The organism is Anoxybacillus andreesenii (assembly GCF_030813005.1).
In the GTDB taxonomy this organism is placed as follows: Bacteria; Bacillota; Bacilli; order Bacillales; family Cytobacillaceae; genus Robertmurraya; species Robertmurraya andreesenii.
Map to the genome: position 1 here is coordinate 16,480 of NZ_JAUSTU010000023.1, position 16,175 is coordinate 32,654.

At 40.4% G+C, this 16,175-nt stretch carries 14 protein-coding genes; 1 reads left to right on the top strand and 13 read right to left on the bottom strand.

Translation table 11 applies throughout. The annotated features are described in order from the left end of the window. Window positions 1–41 precede the first annotated feature (41 nt). The 7 genes from pnpS to J2S07_RS17705 all read right to left on the bottom strand — a co-directional run bounded on the left by pnpS (window position 42) and on the right by J2S07_RS17705 (window position 7,706). On the bottom strand, window positions 42–1,829 hold the full coding sequence (gene pnpS / locus J2S07_RS17675) for a two-component system histidine kinase PnpS (RefSeq protein WP_307151733.1): 1,788 nt from the start codon (window positions 1,827–1,829) through the stop codon (window positions 42–44). Beyond that, on the bottom strand, window positions 1,826–2,539 hold the full coding sequence (locus J2S07_RS17680) for a response regulator transcription factor (RefSeq protein ID WP_307151734.1): 714 nt from the start codon (window positions 2,537–2,539) through the stop codon (window positions 1,826–1,828). Before J2S07_RS17680 ends, pnpS begins: the two co-directional genes overlap by 4 nt. 138 nt (window positions 2,540–2,677) lie before the next feature. Beyond that, window positions 2,678–3,154 (bottom strand): MaoC/PaaZ C-terminal domain-containing protein, encoded by a 477-nt coding sequence (locus J2S07_RS17685; RefSeq protein WP_307151735.1) that lies wholly within the window; start codon window positions 3,152–3,154, stop codon window positions 2,678–2,680. 140 nt (window positions 3,155–3,294) lie between these two features. Then, entirely contained in the window at window positions 3,295–4,233 is a 939-nt protein-coding gene (mdh, locus tag J2S07_RS17690) for a malate dehydrogenase (protein ID WP_307151736.1), read from the bottom strand. A gap of 90 nt (window positions 4,234–4,323) precedes the next feature. After that, a complete protein-coding gene (gene icd / locus J2S07_RS17695) occupies window positions 4,324–5,589 on the bottom strand; it encodes an NADP-dependent isocitrate dehydrogenase (protein ID WP_307151737.1) in 1,266 nt (421 codons plus the stop codon). Between the two features lie 178 nt (window positions 5,590–5,767). Next, window positions 5,768–6,886 carry a citrate synthase gene (gene citZ, locus J2S07_RS17700; RefSeq protein WP_307151738.1) on the bottom strand — a complete coding sequence of 373 codons (1,119 nt, stop codon included), beginning with the start codon at window positions 6,884–6,886 and terminating at the stop codon, window positions 5,768–5,770. Between the two features lie 364 nt (window positions 6,887–7,250). Further along, entirely contained in the window at window positions 7,251–7,706 is a 456-nt protein-coding gene (locus J2S07_RS17705) for a DUF441 domain-containing protein (protein ID WP_307151764.1), read from the bottom strand. A gap of 208 nt (window positions 7,707–7,914) precedes the next feature. Here J2S07_RS17705 and ytvI point away from each other — a divergent pair, with 208 nt between their 5' ends. Continuing rightward, window positions 7,915–9,030 (top strand): sporulation integral membrane protein YtvI, encoded by a 1,116-nt coding sequence (gene ytvI, locus J2S07_RS17710; protein ID WP_307151739.1) that lies wholly within the window; start codon window positions 7,915–7,917, stop codon window positions 9,028–9,030. 88 nt (window positions 9,031–9,118) lie between these two features. On the opposite strand, the gene pyk is transcribed toward ytvI, so the two are convergent. From pyk to ystJ, 6 genes are all read right to left on the bottom strand, one after another. Beyond that, entirely contained in the window at window positions 9,119–10,879 is a 1,761-nt protein-coding gene (pyk, locus tag J2S07_RS17715) for a pyruvate kinase (RefSeq protein WP_307151740.1), read from the bottom strand. A gap of 49 nt (window positions 10,880–10,928) precedes the next feature. Next, window positions 10,929–11,891, bottom strand: a complete 963-nt coding sequence (pfkA, locus tag J2S07_RS17720) for a 6-phosphofructokinase (RefSeq protein WP_307151741.1) — start codon at window positions 11,889–11,891, stop codon at window positions 10,929–10,931. 284 nt (window positions 11,892–12,175) lie between these two features. Beyond that, the gene (accA, locus tag J2S07_RS17725) at window positions 12,176–13,156 is read right to left on the bottom strand and encodes an acetyl-CoA carboxylase carboxyl transferase subunit alpha (protein ID WP_307151742.1); all 981 of its coding nucleotides are present in this window, start codon (window positions 13,154–13,156) and stop codon (window positions 12,176–12,178) included. Continuing rightward, window positions 13,141–14,019, bottom strand: coding sequence for an acetyl-CoA carboxylase, carboxyltransferase subunit beta (accD, locus tag J2S07_RS17730; RefSeq protein ID WP_307151743.1), 879 nt, complete (start codon window positions 14,017–14,019; stop codon window positions 13,141–13,143). The genes accA and accD overlap by 16 nt, the downstream gene beginning before the upstream one ends. A gap of 151 nt (window positions 14,020–14,170) precedes the next feature. After that, window positions 14,171–14,776 carry a FadR/GntR family transcriptional regulator gene (locus tag J2S07_RS17735; RefSeq protein WP_370872880.1) on the bottom strand — a complete coding sequence of 202 codons (606 nt, stop codon included), beginning with the start codon at window positions 14,774–14,776 and terminating at the stop codon, window positions 14,171–14,173. A 141-nt stretch (window positions 14,777–14,917) separates the two neighbouring features. Further along, complete coding sequence (gene ystJ, locus J2S07_RS17740; RefSeq protein WP_307151745.1) at window positions 14,918–16,150, bottom strand: NADP-dependent malic enzyme; 1,233 nt, start codon at window positions 16,148–16,150, stop codon at window positions 14,918–14,920. Between the last annotated feature and the right edge of the window lie 25 nt (window positions 16,151–16,175).

The window sequence follows — 16,175 nt, forward strand, 5'->3', positions numbered from 1 at the left end:
GTTTTAGTTTCAAAATTGTTAAAAAAAAGAGGCCAAAGCCCTCAGGCTTCTACCTCCGTTCTCCCAGAAAAGACCTTGTTTAATTCTATCGTAAACATGGTCCCTTCTCCAACCGTACTCTTAACGGATATTTTCCCATGATGTGCCTCAATTAAATGCTTTACAATCGCAAGACCCAATCCCGTTCCTCCTGAGTCTCTGCTTCGTGCTTTATCAACCCGGTAAAACCTTTCAAATATGCGGGGAATTTCCTCTTGGGCAATGCCAATTCCAGTGTCCTTGATGGAAACCGATACAGATTTTTGGCTCTCTGCGATAGATATAGCGACCTTTCCACCTATTAACGTATAGGAAATCGCATTGCTGATGATGTTGATAAAAACCTGCTTTAATCGATCATAATCGGCTTCTATCAAAATCTCCTTTTCTGTACCTTCGAAAACGAGCTCAATCCCCTTTTTCTCTGCCTTGCGCCTCAATATGATGATCAGCTCTTGCAGCAGTTGAACAAGATTCATTTTTCGAATTGAAAGGACGAACCCTTGCTGTTCGATTTTTGACAGCTCTAATAAATCAAGGATCAAGGATTGCAGCCTATCACTTTCCTCCAAGACTATTTTAAGGAACTGATCCAGCGTTTCCTTGTCCTCTTTTGCCCCGTCTAACAGGGTTTCTGTGAAACCTTTGATCGAGGTAATCGGGGTTTTTAATTCATGGGACACGTTAGCGACAAAATCCTTTCTCACCTGTTCAAGCTTTTTTATTTCCGTAATATCATGAAAAACTAGAAGAATTCCTTTCCATTCTTCATTGACTCCTAAGATGGGTACGCCATATACTTCAAAATGTCTTCTCTCAATTCCAATTGGAAGATGGAGCTGCCTCTTTATTTTTTGCTCAGTCATTACAATCTCTTCAATGAGCTCTGAAATCTCTTTATGTTCAATTACTTGGTAATATAGCTTGTCAATATAGTCGGAACTTTCAACGTGAAATACTTCTTTAAAGGTTCGATTCAGAAGAATAATTTGTCCCTTACTATCAATAAGGAGAAGGCCACTACCCATATTTTCAATTAAAGCACTCAATCTTCCTTGCTGAATTTCATTAGCCTTGACCATGCCTTGTAGATTTCTAGCGAGAATATTTATCGAGGAACTCAGCATTCCAGTTTCTGAAACATGATCATCATAGGTTCTTGCCCGATAATTCCCTTTTGCTAGCTCAATCGCGACCTTCGTAGCCGATTCAATCGGTTTTGTGTAACGGACCATGATTCGTGAACCAAGAATAATAATGACGATCAAGGCAGCACCTAAGCTGAAAATAAGAAGCCACCATATTTGTTGATAGGCCCGTTGAATTTCAGCAAGCTTCGTACTCACAAAAAGATATCCTTGCAATGTTCCATTATCGACAATCGGGGTCCAGTGAACATGTAAATTATGGCCTCCGCCTAATTCAATTGCTTTCTCACTTTCTTCGCCCATATTTTGAAGAATTTCCTGTATTAGGTTCTCATGTTGCTTGTCAGGAATATCATCCATATTTCCGCTGTCATATATCATTTCCTTCTTTGCATCAACAATAAAAATGCGGCTATTTAAAGTCTCGCTAAACCAATTCATCTTTTCTTCATCGAAGGAATGAATTCCTCCAGATTCCATTATGAATGAGGAAATGATTTTGCTCTCCTTATTAAGACGAGAATCATAGGTATTGACATAATGGCTCTTAAATAATTGGCCCAGCAATAGTCCTAACCCGATCAACACGATAAAAATAAGTGTAATCAATCCAAAAAGGAGCCTTGTACGATATCTTGTCATTCCCCTTTCGGCTCCTCCATCTTATATCCTAGTCCCCTTATTGTTTTAATAAAAACTGGTTTTTTGGAATCCTCTTCAATCTTTTCACGAAGATGGCTTATATGGACATCAACAATTCTTGTATCCCCAGCAAAATCATAGTTCCATACCGCACTTAGAAGTTGGTCTCTTGTTAGTACCCTTCCTTTATTCCTCGCCAGATAAAGCAATAGTTCAAATTCCTTTGGAGTCAAATCCAACAATTCACCACTAAAAAAGGCCTCATATTGTTCGGGATGAATTTTTAGCTCGCTTATTATTATGGTATCATGCTCCTCCTTCTCCGGCTCCATCGGGGCAGCATGAACTTGGGTTCTTCTCAAAATTGCCTTCACACGCGCTATTACTTCTCTTGGGCTAAAGGGCTTGGTCATATAATCGTCTGCACCTAATTCAAGTCCTAGCACCTTATCAAACTCTTCATCCTTAGCCGTTAACATTAATATTGGCGTCGAGATCTTTTGCTGTCTCAGCTGCTTGCACACTTCAATTCCATCGATTTTGGGAAGCATTAGATCCAGAATAATTATATCTGGAGAGTTTTGGATCGCCATATCTTTTCCTTCTTCACCATTCATTGCGGTCATTACCTCGAAGCCAGCATGTTCTAAATTATATCGTAACAAAGTAACGATTGACTGCTCATCATCTACGACTAGAACTTTTTTCAATGGTAGATCCTCCGGTCAACATATTTTGAGTGAACGATTTTGATATTTTCATTATAATATAAAAACTTCTTTTCATCGTAGATTTACAATACTTTTACATTGCTGAAACAAAAAATTAAAAGCTCGTGACCAATGGTTTCAAAAATTTTCAAGCGCTTTGCCATCCAGACCCTCAAGATGTTCGGGAGGGCAAACCTCCAATCTTCCTTGAAGAGCCAGCTCATTTCCTTCATTGGTTCCTTCCACTCTCATATGAATCGTGTTTGTGTTCTCATTCACCTCAAGGACCTCAAATAGAAACTGAATATTTTCATAGTGATAGACAGGCTTTATGAATTCAATATCCTGTCTAAGAATATGGCTTCCTGGACCAGGAAGGTATTTTGAAATAGCAGAGCTTACCATCCCTGTCAGCATAATTGTTGGAACAATCGGCCTTTTAAAGGATGTTCGTGAGGCGTAGTCATGCTGAATATAAAGAGGATTTGCATCATCCGTTAAGCCTAAATATAATAGCAAATCCTTGTCTTCTATTTTTTCAGTTAGAGTCAGCTTTTCCCCCTTCGTAATTTCATCTATTTTTCTTCCTAATTTTCTTTTTCTCCCAAGAACCACAAAAGTCACACCCTCTCAATCGTAAACGTTTACATTATTAATTGAATAAATCTTATCATAATCGTGATAAAATGAAAAACCCAAGGATTCGAACCCCTGGGTTTAAATTTTGACCATTACTTTTTTAGAAAAGCCTCAAACTATGCCAGTACTGCCATAACATTTCTTACTGATTCGGCTGATTTTTCTAAGGCTGCTTTTTCATCTGCTGTCAATTCAAGCTCAATCACCTTTTCAATTCCGTTTGCACCGAGAATAGTAGGAACCCCTAAATAGATTCCTTCATAGCCGTATTCCCCTTCTAAGTACGCAATAGATGGAAGAATGCGACGTTGGTCCTTAAGAATGGCTTCACACATCTCAACGAGAGATGCAGCTGGAGCATAGTATGCACTTCCGTTACCGAGAAGATTAACAATTTCTCCGCCACCCTTACGAGTACGTTCCACAATGGCATCTAATCGATCCTTCGAAATAAGAGCCTCTAATGGGATACCACCGGCATATGAGTAACGTACGAGCGGTACCATATCATCACCGTGTCCACCAAGCACAAAGCCTGTAATGTCTTTGACAGAAACGTTTAATTCCTGGGCGACAAATGTGCGGAATCTTGCAGTATCAAGCACACCAGACTGTCCGATGACTCTGTTCTTAGGAAAACCTGATTCTTTGAAAACGGTATAGGTCATTGCATCAACCGGATTTGTTAAAACAATGATGTACGCATCTGGGGAGTATTTAACGATTTCTTGCGTAACACTTCTCATGATTTTTTGGTTGGTTTGAACTAGATCATCGCGGCTCATACCCGGCTTGCGAGCAATTCCTGCCGTGATGACAACGATGTCAGAATCCTTCGTATCCTCATAGTTGGATGTACCTGTAATATTTGCATCGAAGCCTTGTACAGGGCTTGCCTCCAGCATGTCTAGAGCCTTCCCTTTTGTGGGATTCTCCATTTGTGGAATATCAACTAAAACAACATCTCCAAGCTCTTTTTGGGCTAATAAAAAAGCTGTTGTTGCGCCTGTAAAACCTCCGCCAATTACTGAAATCTTTTTCCGTTTTAAAGACATCATCCATCTCCCCCTTTGGATTGAAAAACTCTTTGCAGAACCTTGTAGAAAGGACTGACTCATTGCCGTGAGTCAGTCTTATAAAAAGAATTAAAGGTTTTTGATAAGCTCGTCACCAAACTCAGAGCATTTCACTTCTGTTGCACCTTCCATGAGACGAGCAAAGTCATAAGTAACAACCTTAGAAGCAATTGTTTTCTCAACTGATTTCGTAATGAGATCGGCCGCTTCATTCCAGCCTAAGTGCTCTAGCATAAGAACTCCTGAAAGTAGCACGGATGAAGGGTTCACCTTATCAAGCCCTGCATATTTTGGAGCTGTACCATGCGTTGCTTCAAAGATAGCGTGACCTGTTTCATAGTTGATGTTTGCTCCAGGAGCAATACCGATACCGCCAACCTGTGCAGCTAACGCATCAGAAATATAGTCACCATTTAGATTCATCGTTGCAACCACATCGAACTCACGTGGACGAGTTAGGATTTGCTGTAGGAAGATGTCAGCAATGGCATCCTTCACGATAATCTTGCCAGCTGCTTCTGCATCAGCTTGTGCTTTATTGGCTGCTTCCGTACCTTCTGCATCCTTAATACGGTCATACTCAGCCCAAGTGAATACTTTATCTCCATATTCTCTCTCAGCAAGCTCGTAACCCCAGTTCTTGAAGGCACCTTCTGTGAATTTCATGATGTTTCCTTTATGAACTAATGTGACTGATTTACGACCTTCTTTAATCGCATATTCAATCGCTGAGCGAACTAGACGGCTTGTTCCTTCTTCTGATACTGGTTTGATCCCGATACCTGAAGTTTCAGGGAAACGTATCTTATTCACTCCTAGCTCATTTTGAAGGAATGAGATCAATTTATTTACTTCATCAGAACCTTTTGCATACTCAATTCCTGCATAGATGTCCTCAGTATTTTCACGGAAAATCACCATATCTGTATCCTGAGGACGCTTAACTGGAGATGGTACTCCTTCAAACCAACGTACTGGACGTAGGCATACAAACAAATCTAATTCTTGACGAAGAGCCACATTTAAAGAACGAATTCCACCACCGATTGGTGTTGTTAATGGACCTTTGATGGCAATTAAGTATTCTCTAATAACATCTAGAGTTTCTTGAGGTAGCCATTCACCTGTTTGGTTGAATGCCTTCTCACCTGCAAGAACTTCCTTCCAAAAAATTTTGCGCTCACCATTATAAGCTTTCTCTACTGCTGCATCAAGTACTCTCGAAGCTGCTGCCCAAATATCTGGTCCGATTCCATCTCCCTCAATAAAAGGCACAATTGGATGGTTTGGAACATTTAATACCCCATTTGTTACTGTGATTTTTTCACCTGTCATTTTATATTCTCCCTCCAATTTCTAATTTCCGCATTTTACCTATTTGCAAAATGCAGAATCAAAGGTTAGTAACTCTGTCACCCTGCTCGACGTTGTCTACTAACCTTTTCCCAAATACTATTACAGCAATTTTTTACGAAAAAGTAAAATGCTGCTTTCTATTTTTTTTGAAAAAATATTAGTCTCTTAGTTCTACTGGAACATATTTTTGCATTCCAGGACCAGTATAATCAGCACGCGGGCGGATCAGACGGTTATTTTCATATTGTTCTAGAATATGTGCCAACCACCCAGAAACACGACTTACAGCAAAAATTGGCGTAAATAAGTCATGATCGATTCCAAGGCTATCGTATACAGAAGCAGAATAGAAGTCAACATTTGGTGGTAGATTCTTCTCGCCAGTTACAATGCCTTCAATTAAAGTGGACATTTCATAATATTCTGGTTTACCAGTTAGCTTCGTTAGTTTCTCAGACATGACCTTCAAGTGCTTCGCACGTGGATCTCCTTGACGATAGACTCGGTGACCGAAGCCCATGATTTTTTCCTTATTGGCAAGCTTTTCACGGACATAAGACTCTGCTCGATCAACTGAGCCAATCTCCGTCAGCATATTCATCACTGCTTCATTCGCCCCTCCATGAAGAGGACCCTTGAGAGCACCGATAGCAGATGTAATACCCGAATATACATCAGAGAGTGTTGCCACACATACTCGTGCTGTAAAAGTAGATGCATTTAATTCATGGTCGGCATGTAGGACAAGTGCCTTATTAAAAGCTTCTATGGCAATAGGCTCTGGCTCATTACCGGTTAGCATATACAGGAAATTAGCTGCAATGCCTAAATCCTTTCTTGGTGCTATTGGTTCAAGTCCTTTTCTTACTCTAGCAAACGTCGTTACAAGGGTCGGCATTTTTGCCTGTAAACGAACCGCTTTGCGGTAGTTTGCCTCTGGGTCCATAAGGTCTGCTTCTTCATCATAAAGCCCTAGCAATGAAACAGCTGTGCGCAATGCACCCATAGGATGTACTTTATCAATAGGATACAATTTAAAATGTTCAATAACCTCTTTAGGTAATTCAGCGTTCTCAGCTAGCTGCTTGTTTAACTCATCGAGCTGTGCTTTTGTCGGAAGCTTTCTGTGCCATAGTAGATAAATAACTTCTTCAAAACTAGCATTCTCAGCCAAATCATCAATGTTATACCCAACATATGTCAGCGTATCATCGATAATTGAACTAATTGAGGAAGTTGTTGCTACTACCCCTTCGAGACCACGTGTTACTGTCATAATGATTCTCTCCTTTACCTATTAAAATTTCCCCTTACCCTTTGTCTGTTCTCATCTTCATCATCTAAACGAACTTTACGGCCTCAAAAGACCGTTAAGTCAGCCCCTTTAAGCAAACCACAGAGCAAAACAGGCTCCTGAGCGGTTGCTCATTCAACATCAAAAAAAGAAGTTGTTTCACTGTCCAAAACTTTCCCGCATAACTATTTCAAATGACAGGAAGGATGCGCTTACAAGTCCTATTATAAACAATTATCTGACATTTGTGAACGAAAAGGTAACAAAATGTGAAAAAACTAATATTTTATTAGAAAAATATAAAAGTGAAAAATTGTTGATGAAAACGAAGGATTAAAAGAAATCATCATTTAAAGAAATCAAATATTCTCATTGCCATATAGGCAATTCCTGCACCGATTAAAGGGCCCACTGCTACCCCCTTAAACAACGAAACGGCGAGAACAGTTCCGAAGACTAGCGCAGTAGTGATATGGGGATCCTTTGCCAAAAGGGTTATCCCACCCTTTGCAATAAGGGCTACTGCCATACCCGAGATCAAGGCAATCCAAGCATATGGAGACTTAAATGCTGCAGATAAGTCCTTAAATCCGATTGTTCCACTAGCTATGGGAGCTAAGACGGCTATGGTTATGATCGTTACTCCCCAATTGATCCCTTTGGATTGAAGAAGGGAGAAAATTTTAGAGTCCATTCCAATCAACTTAATTATAAGTAAAACCGCCACAGCAAACATTAAGGAATTATTTTTCGCTAGGAAGCCGATAGCTAATAATAACAACAAAAAATATAGGGTTGAAATGTCACTACTGGTAACATCCTTTCTAAATTAATGCTATTTTAACATAGTTTACCTTGTGAATGAAAATTTTTGCCTCATAAAATTGAATATCTGTTTAAAAAAGTGCCTTTCAAAAATCAGAAACCTTTTGATTAGTTAATTCGTAGAAGAAGACGTAGTATAATGAGGAGAAGCTCTATTCTCTTCTTATTAAGAAAGGAGGCTTAATTTGAATCCTACATACGTGCATCGATCATTAAGGTTCTTATTCGTTATTGGTGTTGTGCTTCTTGGCTTTCTTTCCATCTACTTTTTGTCAAAGGTTACCTATCCCTTTATTATTGGGTTTTTCATTGCCTTTTTGATCAACCCATTAGTCAACTTTTTTGAGAAAAAAACTAGAATGCCAAGGGCTCTCGCAGTTCTTGTCGGCCTTGTTGTTATTTTCGCCATTTTTGCAGGTTTAATTACTCTGCTGATTGCGGAAATCGTCTCTGGGGCAGATTATTTAGCAAAAGTGGTCCCAAATCATCTGGATACCTTAATCGATTACATTGAACATTTGTTTGCTGCGCAGATCATTCCTCTATACAATCAATTAACAAGCATGTTTAATAATCTCGATTCTGGCCAGCAAAGTACGATCATGGAAAATATCGAAAATGTCGGCAGGACGATCGGCTCGACCTTAGGCTCCTTCATCCAGAACTTCTTCGATAAGATTCCAAAGGTCGTCTCTTGGTTTCCAAATGCTGCGACTGTTGTGATTTTTTCTTTATTAGGTACCTTTTTCATAAGCAAGGATTGGTACAAACTATCCTCTGTAGCAAGCAGAGTGCTTCCTCAAAAGGCCAGAATTAGTAGTAAAACCGTTTTTGAAGATTTGAAAAAAGCATTATTTGGTTTTGTCAAGGCACAGATGACATTAATATCGATTACGACGGTGATCATCCTGATTGGGCTGCTCATTTTGCGGGTCGATTATGCCATTACCATTGCTCTTATAACGGGCCTTGTTGATATTATTCCTTATTTAGGTACCGGATTGATCTTTGTCCCTTGGATTATATACGAAGCCGTCATCGGTGAAATGAGTCTAGCGATCGGGCTTGGAGTCCTCTATATTATTGTATTAGTACAAAGACAGGTGATGGAGCCAAAGGTGCTCTCCTCTAATATTGGTTTGGATCCTTTAGCAACACTTATCGCGCTATTTGTTGGTTTTAAATTGATCGGGTTTCTTGGTTTAATTGCCGGACCCGTAACCTTGGTACTAATAACCACACTCCATAGAGCGAATGTATTTCGGGATATTTGGAGCTATATCATGGGACCGGAAAAATAATTAAAAAGACGTCCACTTCTTTAAAGAGGTGACGTCTTTTTTAATTCTTATTATTCACTAGCAAGAATGTTTGAAGAAAATACCCTTATTATAAAACCCCAGCATGTCCGTTATAGACCACACCTCGGTTTGAATCTACTGTTATTTCTTGACCTTCTTTTAAAATGGTTGTTGCATTTTCAGCACCTACGATGACCGGAATGCCTAAGCTTAACCCCACTACGGCAGCGTGGCTCGTTAACCCGCCCTCTTCTGTTATGAGAGCGCTGCATTTCTCAATGGCAGGGACCATATCAGCATCTGAACCAATCGTTACTAGAATAGAGCCTTGGGTGACCTTTTTAATAGCCTCTGCCGCATCATGGGCTACAACGACTTTTCCATAAGCTGATTTTCTGCCGATCCCCTGGGCTTTGACAAGAACATCTCCAATTAAATGAATCTTCATTAGATTTGTTGTTCCTGACTCACCTACAGGTACTCCAGCAGTGATGATAACTAAATCCCCATGCTTAACGATATTACTGTTTAAGCTTTGCTGGACGGCGGTTTCCAACATATCATCAGTCGTATGAGCTAATTCCCCTAGCTGAGGATAGACTCCCCAAACAAGTGCCAAACGGCGAAGAACCGTTTTGTGAGAGGTGACAGCGATAATCGGTGCCTCCGGTCGATATTTTGAAATCATTCTCGCTGTATGACCGCTTTCAGTTGGCGTGATAATCGCTTTTACTGATAAGTTTAAGGCTGTGTGCGCTACTGACTGTCCAATCGCATCCGTAATATTGGAATCCATTTCCTTGCTCCGAACGGATAATAATCTTTTATGGTCAAGGGCTGTTTCTGTATGTGAAGCAATATTATGCATCGTTTGAACAGCCTCAACTGGATACATTCCAGCAGCCGTTTCTCCTGAAAGCATAATCGCATCTGACCCATCAAAGATGGCATTTGCTACATCACTCGCCTCAGCCCTCGTAGGTCTTGGATTGCGCTGCATGGAATCAAGCATTTGGGTTGCCGTAATGACTGGCTTCCCTTGGTCATTACATTTCTTAATTAATTGTTTTTGAACCAATGGAACTTCCTCTGCAGGTATTTCAACTCCAAGATCCCCACGAGCGACCATGAGTCCGTCAGATATTTCGAGAATTTCATCAATATTATCTACGCCTTCTTGATTCTCGATTTTCGGAATAATATGGATATGGGTTCCATTGTTTTCCTCTAATAATTTTCGAATTTCCATAACATCTGATGCACGCCGAACAAAGGAAGCAGCAATAAAATCTACCTCCTGCTCAATCCCAAAAAGGATATCTTCCGCATCTTTTTCCGTGATACCTGGAAGCTTCACAGATACTCCTGGAACGTTTACACCTTTTTTATTTTTTAGCGTTCCACCATTCAAAATTTTGGTGTGAATCTCCCCTGCGGCTTTATCAATGTGAGTGACTTCCAGCCCGATAAGACCATCGTCCAAAAGAATCTTAGAACCCACATGTACGTCCTCGATTAAGCCTTCATATGTAATTGAGAATTTCTCTAAAGTTCCTTCCACTTTAGTCATAGAAATAATAACCGTATTCCCGGATTCAAGCTCGATGGCCCCGTCCTTCATATCATGTGTTCTTATTTCTGGACCTTTTGTATCCAGTAGGATAGCAATATTTTTATTCACTTGTCTTGCGGCTTCTCTAATATTTTTGATCCGCTGTCCATGCTCTTCATGATTTCCATGGGAAAAGTTCAATCGGGCTACATTCATACCAGCCTCCATGAGTTCCTTCAATTTTTCAATACTTTCACTCGCTGGCCCAATTGTACAAACAATTTTAGTTTTACGCATCTAACCAACAAACCTCCTTAAGATTAACGGGTATCAACACCTGAGCCTTCTAAATGGAAAGCTCCTTGGATAGCCTTAGAATTCCCGTGTCAATTTGGTGCTTTTTATTTTCTAAAGCTTCAATAATATCATAATCGACTAGCTGGTTATTCACGATGCCGACTGCTCGACCACCTTTTCTCTCCATCAAAAGCTCAACTGCTTTCGCACCAAGTCTACTCGCTAATACACGATCCGCAGCCGTCGGTGTTCCTCCCCTTTGCATATGTCCTAGGACTGAAACACGGGTATCAAAATTTGTTGCCTCTTTAATTTGTCTACCAATATCTACGCCGCTGCCTACCCCTTCAGCCACAATGATGATACTATGTCTTTTTCCCCGTTCGCTTCCTTTAAGAAGCCGTTCGACAATCTCGTCCATTGAAAAATTCTCTTCCGGAATTAAAATTGTCTCGGCTCCACCTGCTAAGCCTGACCAAAGGGCAATATCACCGGCATTTCGTCCCATTACTTCAACGATAAACGTTCTTTCATGTGAGGTTGCAGTATCGCGAATTTTATCAATGGCATCAATTACTGTGTTAATGGCAGTATCAAAGCCGATCGTAAATTGTGTCCCTGGAATATCATTGTCGATCGTACCTGGTACCCCCACACATGGAAAGCCCTTCTCCGTAAGAGCTTTGGCTCCTCGATAGGACCCATCGCCACCGATCACGACAAGACCTTCAATGCCAAACTTTTGAAGCTGCTCTATTCCCTGCTGCTGTCCCTCCGGAGTTCTAAATTCCTCACATCTTGCTGAGAATAGCATGGTTCCCCCACGATGAATAATATCTCCAACAGAACCCAGCTCAAGCTTTTTTATATTTCCACTTATTAAACCCGCATATCCTCCATAGACTCCGTAAACCTCTAAATTGTGGTAGATTCCTTTTCGAACGACGGCCCGAACCGCAGCATTCATTCCAGGTGCATCTCCGCCACTTGTTAATACACCGATTCTTTTCAAAAGTATCACCTCATTCATAATATGGATAAAGCATCTATTTCGTAATAACTATTAGATTAGCATGCATTTTTTTATTATAAACATTATACAGTGAAATATTTATTTCTAACATACCACGAGAGAGTCTACTACTCAACTTATGGAAATGCTTACATCAATAGGCAGAATAGTTGGTAAAATGGAAACGCTCCATTTCCATAATATCTCTTTTCTCCATCAGAGCTGCTTTTAACTAAAACAAAACAAAAAACGTACTCATAAAAGCACGCCTCTTGATTTGTCCATCATTTCGTTGTCCCGATATACTCATTCTGAGAGGAAAACTCGCCAATTGCTTTATATTTTTCATATCTATCTTGAATTAATTGCTCTTCTGAAAGCTGATTTAGTTCCCTTAAGGTTTTGACTAAGGCATGATGAATCGACTCAGCCTGAAGAAGCATATCCTTGTGTGCACCGCCTTTTACCTCAGGAATGATGTCGTCAATGATGTTTAGTTCCTTTAAATCAGGTGCGGTAATTTTCATTTTCTCTGCAGCAAGCTTCGCCTTCGTTGCATCCTTCCAAAGAATGGAGGCTGCTCCCTCTGGTGAAATGACAGAGTAAGTGGAATTCTCAAGCATAAGAATGCGATTTCCAACGCCAAGAGCAAGCGCTCCACCACTTCCGCCTTCCCCAATGACAATACAGATAATAGGGACTTTTAAGCCAGCCATTTCAAACAGGTTTCTTGCAATTGCTTCACTTTGCCCTCGCTCCTCAGCTGCCTTTCCTGGATAAGCACCCTTCGTATCAATAAAACATATGATAGGTCTTCTAAATTTATCAGCTTGCTTCATCAACCGAAGGGCTTTTCGATAACCTTCTGGATGGGGCATACCAAAATTCCTACGGATATTCTCCTTCGTATCCTTTCCCCTTTGATGACCGATAATTGTTACAGGAAGACCTTGAAATTTCGCAATTCCTGCCACAATGGCCTGATCATCGCCAAAGGTTCGATCTCCATGGCACTCAAAGAAATCGGTAAAAAGAAGGGAAACATAGTCAAGTGTAGTGGGACGGTTTGGATGACGAGCAATTTGAACTCGATCCCATGGCTTCATATTTTCATATATTTCCTTTTCTAAACGTTCCAAACGGACCTCTAGCTTTTCAATTTCATCGGTCAGATCGACATCTGCTGCCTTTGTAATTTCCTTTAATTCTGCTATCTTTTTTCTTAATTCAATCACTGGTTTCTCAAATTCTAGTTCTCCAACCAAATTAAGTCACCCCCAGGTTGATGAATGTCAAGAATGGTTGCAATCTTATCCTTCAAATCTGCCCGCGATATGACTGCATCTAATTGGCCCTTTTCTAAAAGGAATTCCGCCGTTTGAAAATCCTCTGGCAGCTCCTCACGAATGGTTTGTTCAATGATCCTTCTGCCCGCAAATCCAATAAGAGCTCCCGGCTCTGCAAAATTGTAGTCACCTAGTGAAGCAAAGCTTGCCGAAACGCCTCCAGTTGTTGGATGGGTCATAATGGAGATAATCAATCCCCCATTGTCACTAAATCTCTTCAGTGCCACACTTGTTTTTGCCATTTGCATCAGGCTTAGGACACCCTCCTGCATCCTCGCACCACCAGAAGCTGTGAAAATAATAAATGGAACGGAGAGCTCATCCGCTTTTTCAATCGCTCTTGTAATTTTTTCTCCTACCACCGAGCCCATGCTTCCCATCCTGAAATTTGAATCCATGACGGCAATGACTATTGTCTGATTATTCACTCTTCCTATCCCCGTTACGACCGCTTCATTAAGCTTTGTTTTCGCTTGATCCTTTTCGATTTTCTCCAAATAATCGGGAAACTGAAGTGGATTCGTAGAAATCAAATCACCATCTAACTCCTGAAAGCTATCCTCATCCAGAAAACTCTCCAGTCTTTCCTGTGCATTCATTGGATAATGATAGTCGCAGTGAAAACAAATTTTGAGATTCTTCTTTAATTCCTTGGAGTACATGATTTTTTTGCAGTTCGGACATTTTGTCATAATTCCTTCGGGAACATCCTGTTTTGCCGACTCTGATGGGATTGTTGCATATTTTTTCTTCTTCGGTTTCGAAAAAATATCTTTTATCACAGTCTCTACCTCCCCATTTACTACCTTATGAATAATTTCCTTTTTTGAGTGGTCAGACCACTAATTCGAAAAAATAATCCCTTAAATTAAGGCAAATAGCATGTGTACAAGTATATATGAATGGTATAAAGAATTCTTGAGAAAATTGTCGTTAAGTGCTCGACAATTTTCTTATCCTCTTATATTCTCTTATGACGGCATCTTCATCAGATGCTAGTAATACATCCAATAAGGATAAATAATCTGATTTAACTATGGAGTCTTTTTTAAAATTCAAGGAATTGTAAAAATCACTAAGGATCAGCCAGATTCTGTACATTAAATGATTATCTGCCAGCTCTACGAGACTCAAAAAAAACTCATCTTCCTTAATCGAAGACTGTTCAGGTTGTTCTTCAGAATCCGTTAACCGATCTCCCATTTGTTCTACTTTGCTACGGAAATTTAATAACTGTTCTTCATTATTTCTTTGAAGGAGCAATCTTAAACAATCCATTTCAATTAAAAATTTGGTCTCCTCAACATCTGTTACGGCCTTTTCATCCTGCAGAATGAAAGTACTGAGCAATTGCACAAGCTGGTTTCCTCGAGCATCTCTAAGAAACGTACCTTCTCCTCTCCTTGTTTCAATCAATCCAAGAAGCTCTAATGCTCTCAGTGCTTCACGAACGGAAGAGCGCCCAACTTGAAGGCGCTCTGACAGCTCACGTTCGGAAGGAATTTTGTCACCAGGATGAAGCCCAGCTTCGTCAATCATCCTGCGAATTTTCCTAACAATTTCGATATAAACCTTATCTCTTGCTGCTTCTGTATTCAAATCTGAAAATCACTCACTTCTCTAAAGACTATTTCGTATAAAAAGTCTTCTCAAACCATATCAAAAACCATGTTAAATATACTATTTTCCAATAATAGAGAGCTCGCTCGTTCTTAATTTCACTTCTTCAGGATCAACCTTAATCCGAGCAACACCTGTTTCCATCGCTGTTTTAGCAACTGCTGCCGCAACAGCAGGTGCAACCCGTGGATCAAAAGGAGCTGGAATCACATAGTCTGACGATAGCTCCTCATCAGATACAAGACCAGCAATGGCCTCCACTGCCGCAATTTTCATTTTTTCATTAATATGGGTTGCGCGAACATCCAATGCTCCTCGGAAGATTCCTGGAAAAGCAAGCACATTATTCACCTGATTTGGAAAATCAGAACGACCAGTGCCGACGACCTTCGCACCAGCCTCTTTTGCCACATCAGGCATAATCTCTGGATTTGGGTTTGCCATGGCAAAAATAACTGGATCGGGATTCATCGATTGAACCATTTCTGCTGTAAGTGCCCCTTCCGCAGAAACCCCGATAAAGACATCCGCACCCTTTACAACATCAGCCAGACTGCCTTTTTCATTATGGCGATTTGTGAATTTGGCCACCTCATCCTTAATGGAATTCATTCCTGATGCTCTTCCTTCATAGATAGCACCCTTCGTATCACACATGATGATATCGCGAACTCCATACGTATATAGTAATTTAATAATGGCTATTCCTGCCGCACCAGCACCATTTGCTACTACCTTAATTTCAGTTATTTTTTTGCCGATAAGCTTTAATGCATTCACCAATCCAGCCACTGTAACAATCGCTGTTCCATGCTGATCATCGTGAAATACTGGGATGGAAACTTCCTTTTTCAATCTCTCTTCGATTTCGAAGCATTTTGGCGCTGCAATATCCTCGAGATTTACGCCACCAAAGGTAGGCTCAAGTAATTTGACGGTCTCGACCATTTTGTCAACATCCGTTGTATTTAAGCAGATTGGGAACGCGTCAACTCCGGCAAAGCTCTTGAATAGAACCGCCTTTCCCTCCATTACAGGTAATGCTGCTTCTGGACCGATGTTCCCTAAGCCTAAAACAGCGGTTCCGTTGGATACAACTGCAACCATATTCCCTTTCATCGTATATTCATATACGCTCTCAGGCTTGTCGTAAATCACTTTACAAGGCTCAGCTACTCCTGGTGAATAGGCCAGACTTAAATCTCTCGCATTTCTGACTGGTACTTTTGATTTTGATTCTAGTTTTCCTTGATTCATTTTATGCATATGCAATGCTTCTTCACGTAAAGTCAAGCCAAATTCACTCCCTCTTTTTTAA

What these genes read in the sequence shown, in the direction of transcription:
- icd (WP_307151737.1), bottom strand. Translation starts at nt 5,589, where the DNA reads ATGACAGGTGAAAAAATCACAGTAACAAATGGGGTATTAAATGTTCCA.
- J2S07_RS17735 (WP_370872880.1), bottom strand. Translation starts at nt 14,776, where the DNA reads ATGATTGACGAAGCTGGGCTTCATCCTGGTGACAAAATTCCTTCCGAA.
- citZ (WP_307151738.1), bottom strand. Translation starts at nt 6,886, where the DNA reads ATGACAGTAACACGTGGTCTCGAAGGGGTAGTAGCAACAACTTCCTCA.
- mdh (WP_307151736.1), bottom strand. Translation starts at nt 4,233, where the DNA reads ATGTCTTTAAAACGGAAAAAGATTTCAGTAATTGGCGGAGGTTTTACA.
- pnpS (WP_307151733.1), bottom strand. Translation starts at nt 1,829, where the DNA reads ATGACAAGATATCGTACAAGGCTCCTTTTTGGATTGATTACACTTATT.
- pyk (WP_307151740.1), bottom strand. Translation starts at nt 10,879, where the DNA reads ATGCGTAAAACTAAAATTGTTTGTACAATTGGGCCAGCGAGTGAAAGT.